Genomic DNA, 5,477 nt, shown 5'->3' with positions numbered 1-5,477 from the left:
TCGCCGACCGGTTGTCCACCGCGGTGTTCGCCGCCCGCGCCGGTCGGGTGATAGAGCCGGGCTGCGACGCGCGGTTTTTGTCGGCGCTGTCGATCCGGCAACTCGCCACCGAACCCAGCCTGTCCGGGCCGGGGCGAGGCGAGCTTGTAGACCTGTTGTGGCGGATGGGAATTCGCACCATCGGGCAGTTCGCCGCGCTGCCGCGCACCGATGTGGCCTCGCGGTTCGGCTCCGACGCGGTCGTCGCGCAGCGTTTCGCCCGCGGCGAGCCGGAGCGCGAACCGGTCGGGCGGGAGCCGCCGCCGGATCTCGACGCCGTGCTGCACTGCGATCCGCCGATCGACCGGGTCGACGCCGCGGCGTTCGCCGGACGGTCGCTGGCCGCTGCCCTGCACCAGACGCTGATCGCGGCCGGGGTGGGTTGCACCCGGTTGGCCATTCACGCCGTCACCGAGGGCGGCGAAGAGCTGACCCGGGTGTGGCGGTGCGCCGAACCGCTGACCGAGGACGCCACCGCCGACCGGGTGCGCTGGCAGCTCGACGGCTGGCTGAACACCCGCAAACCTGCTGTGCTGCCGGGGCCGGTGACGTTGTTGCGGCTGCAGCCGGTGGAGGTGGTGGCCGCCGGGGCGCTGCAGCTGCCGCTGTGGGGCGGGTGGGGTGGTTCCGGTGAAGAAGACCGGCTGCGCGCCCGGCGGGTGCTGGTGCGGGTGCAGGGCCTGCTCGGCCCGGAGGCGGTGCGGGTGCCGGTGCTGTCCGGGGGTCGCGGCCCGGCCGAGCGCATCGTCTTGGCGCCGCTGGGCGACGAGCCCGCACCGCGGGCCGATCCGGGGCAGCCGTGGCCGGGCCGGCTGCCCGAGCCGTCGCCGGCGGTGCTGCTCGACGACCCGGTGGAACTGCTCGACGCCCACCGCAACCAGATAAGGGTGACCAGCCGGGGGCTGTTCTCCGCTGAGCCGGCCCGCCTGGTCGGCGCCGGCCAGGGCCGAGACGACCGGCTGCGCTGGTGGGCCGGGCCCTGGCCGGTCGACGAGCGTTGGTGGGACCCGGACCTGACTGGCCAAGCGGGTCTTGGCCGCCCGGATCGGGTGGCCCGCGCCCAGGTGCTACTAGACGACCTAGACGACAATGCCGGCACGGCGCTACTGCTGCGCTACCGCCGGCGGCGCTGGTATCTGGAAGGCAGCTACGAGTAGCGTTCTGCTGCGCGCCACCCCCCATGCCGTGCGCCGAGCGGCGTCCCCACTCCCATGCCGAGCGCCGAGCGTGAAGCTGTTGCGAGTTCCGGGCGAAAAACTCGCAACAGCTTCACGCTCGGTGACGAGCGAACGACCCGACCCGTTCGACGTAGCGATCGAAGAACGCCTGCGGGTCGACGTCGACACCGATCCGCGCGTTGGGCTCACCGGACCAGTCGGCGACCGTGCGCCCGCGACCAGGGATGCCCGTCAGCTCGACGCGCACCGCGGCCGGTCGGGTCGCCACCAGCCCAGGATCCAGCGCGACCGCCGCGGCCAACGGGTCGTGCAGGTAAGCCAGGTATCCGTGGCCCCGCTCGTCGTGCACCTCGAAGTAGAACCGCAGCGCGTCGCCGAGCACCCGGATCAACGGGCTCGGCGCGCCCGCCGCCGCTGCCAGCCTGCCCAGAATGGCCGGTGTCATCGCGATGTGCTCGGTCAGTTCCAGCCCGCACACGGTCGGAAGCTGTTCGGCGACCCCCTGCGCCCCCCAGGCGGTGAACACCTCGGTGGCCGCTTCGGGATCGGACCTGATGTTGAATTCGGCCGCCGGCCGGTCGGTGAACGAGCCGCCCATGATCACCAGCCGGCGCAACAGCGTGGGCAGCGTGGGTTCGGCCCGCAGTGCCAGCGCCAGGTTGGTCAACGGCCCGGTGACCAGCCCCACCAGCTGCCCGGGATGCTCGCGCGCAGCCCGAACCCACGCCGTGGCGGCGTCATACCCGGTGAGTTCGCCACCGTCACAGGTCAGCTCGGCATACCCGAGACCCTGAGGGCCGTGGACGTTTTCGGCGGTGTGTATCGGGCCGTGCAGCGGCGAGTCGGCACCTTTGGACACCGGAACGCCGGTGACCCCGCACAACTGGAGCAGCCCAAGATTGTTTCGGCAAACCTGTTGTACCGCAACGTTGCCGCCGGTCGAGGCGATGCCGACGAGTTCGGCGTCGGCGCTGGCCAGCAGGTATACCAGCGCCAGCGCGTCGTCGACGCCGGTGTCGACGTCGGCGAACACCGGCAGCGCCCCGACAGCATCCACCGCGGCAACGATACTCAGCGGCGTAGGCTGCAGCTGTGCATCCCACGGCCGGCGACATCATGACGTCACCGGTGATCACGGTGAGTCCCGGTGCGACAACCCAGCACGCGGCGCAGACATTGACCCAGAACCGGATCAGCGCGGCGCCGGTCGTCAGCGCCGAGGGTGTGCTGCTGGGAATGATCAGCGAATACGACTTACTGGCCAAAACCGGTGCGACCGCACGCGATGTGATGGCCACTGCGGTGGTCACCGTCACCACCGACTGCGCCATCGACGATATTCGCCATCTGCTCATCGACCGGCGCGTTCGCCGGGTACCGGTGATGGCCGAGGGCCGGCTGGCGGGAATCGTGAGCCTGCATGACGTGCTGGCCATGATGGCGACCGAGTGGGTGTGCCGGGTCTGCGGCGAGCCGGTGCGCGGCGAGCATCCACCGAGCCTGTGTTCGCGGTGTCACGCGACCAACGAGCAGTTCGAACTGCAGGAGCAACCGCCCGGTGCCTGAAGCGGACAGCCCCGAGACGCTTCGCCGCTACTACCGGCAGATGGCGTTGATCCGCGCGTTCGAACTGCGCGCGTCGCAGATGTATCAGCGCGCCAAAATCGGCGGGTACTGCCATCTGAATCTGGGTGAGGAGGCCACCGTCGTCGGTCTGATGGCCGCGCTTCAGGCGAACGACTACCTGTTCACCACCTACCGCGACCACGGATACGCACTGGCCCGTGGCCTTGAACCGGGCCGCGTGATGGCCGAGCTGTTCGGCAAGGTCACCGGGGCGTCGGGGGGGCGGGGCGGCTCGATGCACATGTTCGACCGCAAACTGCGGCTACTCGGCGGGTACAGCATCGTCGGCGGCCAGATACCGCCCGCGACCGGCGCCGCGCTGGCACTCACCTACCGCGGCGCGCCCGGCCCGGACGCGGAAGCGGTGATGTGCGTGCTCGGCGACGGCACCACCAACATCGGCGCGTTCCACGAGGCGATCAACCTGGCGGGGCTGTGGCGGCTGCCGATCGTCTACGTGATCGTCAACAACGGTCTGGGCATGAGTACCCCGGTCGAGAAGGCCGCGGCCGAACCGGACCTGTACAAGCGGGGATGCTCCTACCGGATTGCAGGGGAACGCGTCGACGGCGACGACGTTCTCGCCGTGCGCGACGCGACGCGGGCCGCGCTGCTGCGCGCCCGGACCAAACGCCAACCGGGCCTGATCGAGGCGGTATGTCAGCGGCTTCGCGGCCACTCGGTGGTGGACCCGGCCAGGTACCGCTCCCGCGAAGAGACCGAGCGGGTGCGCGAGCTGGACCCGGTGCCCGCGTTTCGTCACCGGCTGATCGAGACCGGCGTCCTCGACGAGGCGGGTGCGCGGTCCGTCGACGACCAGGCCGAGGCCCAGGTCGACGCCGCGGTGGACTTCGCCGACTCCAGTCCGGACCCGGAGCCTTCCCAGCTGTTCGACTACGTCTATGCGACGCCGGTTGCCAATGCGCCACAGCAACTTCCGGGCGATCCGGTGGTTAGCCCGCGATGACCGCGCCGGCGATGATGCCAAGCGTAGCGATGGCACGGAGTGGCGCAGATGCCTGAGATGACCTATCGGCAGGCGCTGCACGACACGCTGCGCTCGGAACTGCAGCGCGACGAGTCGGTCATCCTGATCGGTGAGGAGATCGGCGTCTTCGAGGGCTCGTACAAGATCACCGCCGGACTGCTCGCCGAGTTCGGCCCCACCCGGGTCATCGACACACCGATCTGCGAGGAGGGCTTCGTCGGTGCCGCCATGGGGGCGGCGATGCTCGGCATGCGGCCCGTCGTCGAGATCATGACGATCAACTTCTCGCTGCTGGCCATCGATCAGATCGTCAACCACGCCGCAAAGATGCACGCCATGTTCGCCGGCCAGGTTTCGGTGCCGATGGTGATCCGCACGCCGGGCGGCGGCGGACAGCAACTGGCGGCGACCCATTCGCAGAACCTGGAAGTCTGGTATGCGCACGTGCCGGGCATGAAGGTCGTCGCACCCGCCACCCCGGCCGCCGCCAAGGCGATGCTGGCCACCGCCATTCGCGACGACGACCTGGTGCTGTTCCTGGAGAACCTGGCGCTCTACAACACCAAGGGCGAGGTGCCCGACGGCGAACAGCTCGGACAGATCGGGAAGGCCACGGTGGCCAAGCGGGGCACCGACCTGACCGTGGTCGCCTACTCGCGGTCCACGGTGATCGCGCTGGACGTCGCCCGCCAGTTCGAGGCCGACGGGGTGTCGATCGAAGTCGTCGACCTGTCCAGCCTGCGGCCGCTGGACCGGGAGACGATCTGCGCCTCGGTCCGCAAAACCAGCCGGGCCGTTGTGCTGGAAGACGATTGGCTGAGCTACGGGGTGGGTGCGGAGATCGCCGCGACCATCGCCGAAGGCGCTTTTGACTACCTCGACGCACCGGTGCGCCGGGTCGCCGCCGCCGAAGTCCCGCTGCCCTACGCCAAGCCGCTCGAGCTGGCGGCGCTGCCCGACGCCGCCGACCTGACCAAAGTCATTCGCGAGATCCTCGACGCCACCCGTTTCCGCTACTGACAAGGAACCGTTGATGCCAGACGTCTTGATGCCGCGACTGTCGGACACGATGACCGAGGGGGTTATCAGCTCCTGGCTCAAGCACGAAGGCGACCGGGTGCAGCGCGGCGACATACTCGCCGAAATCGAGACCGACAAGGCGACCATGGAGATGGAAGCCTACGACGACGGCGTGCTGACCCGGATCATCGCCCAAGAGGGCGCCACGGTGCCGATCGGCCAGCCCATCGCCGTCATCGAGACGCAGCCAGCCGACGGCGTGGCGCAATCTGTAGCGCAATCACCAAGCCCCACAACGCAAAGCACCACCGCGCCCAGCGCGGACGTGCAGCGGCCGGTAGGGCCGCCGGAGCCCGCAGCCGAGCCGCAGATCCGGGCGACCCCGCTGGTGCGGTCGCTGGCACGCGAGCACGGCATCGACTTGACCGCGATCACCGGCACCGGCCCCGGCGGCCGGATCGTGCGGGCCGACATCGATGCCGTCATCGCCGAGCGCACCGGTGTCCCGGCGCCTACCGCACCGTTAGAAGGTGCCGCAACCGGTGCGCTGGTGCCGGTACGCAGTCAGCCCGACGGGGACGAGCGGGTGCCGCTGACCTCGATCAGGCGGATCACCGCGCAGCGGC

General features: G+C 70.0%; 6 protein-coding genes. 5 read left to right on the top strand and 1 reads right to left on the bottom strand.

Translation table 11 applies throughout. From position 1 onward, the window contains the following. Positions 1 to 1,196: DNA polymerase Y family protein (locus AC2VON_RS16030; protein ID WP_486953842.1), on the top strand; the 1,196-nt coding region annotated here is incomplete at its 5' end. 112 nt (positions 1,197 to 1,308) lie between these two features. Here the strand turns inward: AC2VON_RS16030 and AC2VON_RS16025 are convergent. Beyond that, positions 1,309 to 2,274, bottom strand: coding sequence for a nucleoside hydrolase (locus AC2VON_RS16025; protein WP_486953841.1), 966 nt, complete (start codon positions 2,272 to 2,274; stop codon positions 1,309 to 1,311). Positions 2,275 to 2,309: 35 nt separating this feature from the next. Between AC2VON_RS16025 and AC2VON_RS16020 the strand changes: the two genes are divergently transcribed. The 4 genes from AC2VON_RS16020 to AC2VON_RS16005 form a co-directional block, all read left to right on the top strand. After that, entirely contained in the window at positions 2,310 to 2,783 is a 474-nt protein-coding gene (locus tag AC2VON_RS16020; protein WP_486953840.1) for a CBS domain-containing protein, read from the top strand. Next, positions 2,776 to 3,810, top strand: a complete 1,035-nt coding sequence (pdhA, locus tag AC2VON_RS16015; RefSeq protein ID WP_486953839.1) for a pyruvate dehydrogenase (acetyl-transferring) E1 component subunit alpha — start codon at positions 2,776 to 2,778, stop codon at positions 3,808 to 3,810. The genes AC2VON_RS16020 and pdhA overlap by 8 nt, the downstream gene beginning before the upstream one ends. Before the next feature lie 57 nt (positions 3,811 to 3,867). Further along, positions 3,868 to 4,851 (top strand): alpha-ketoacid dehydrogenase subunit beta, encoded by a 984-nt coding sequence (locus AC2VON_RS16010; RefSeq protein WP_486953843.1) that lies wholly within the window; start codon positions 3,868 to 3,870, stop codon positions 4,849 to 4,851. A 13-nt stretch (positions 4,852 to 4,864) separates the two neighbouring features. Next, positions 4,865 to 5,477: biotin/lipoyl-containing protein (locus AC2VON_RS16005; RefSeq protein WP_486953838.1), on the top strand; the 613-nt coding region annotated here is incomplete at its 3' end.

The organism is Mycobacterium sp. TH-M82 (assembly GCF_057473605.1).
This window is presented reverse-complemented; position numbering and strand designations above follow the sequence as displayed.

Bases quoted from the DNA above. Each gene is read 5' to 3' on its own strand.
- AC2VON_RS16010 (WP_486953843.1), top strand. From the start codon at position 3,868: ATGACCTATCGGCAGGCGCTGCACGACACGCTGCGCTCGGAACTGCAG.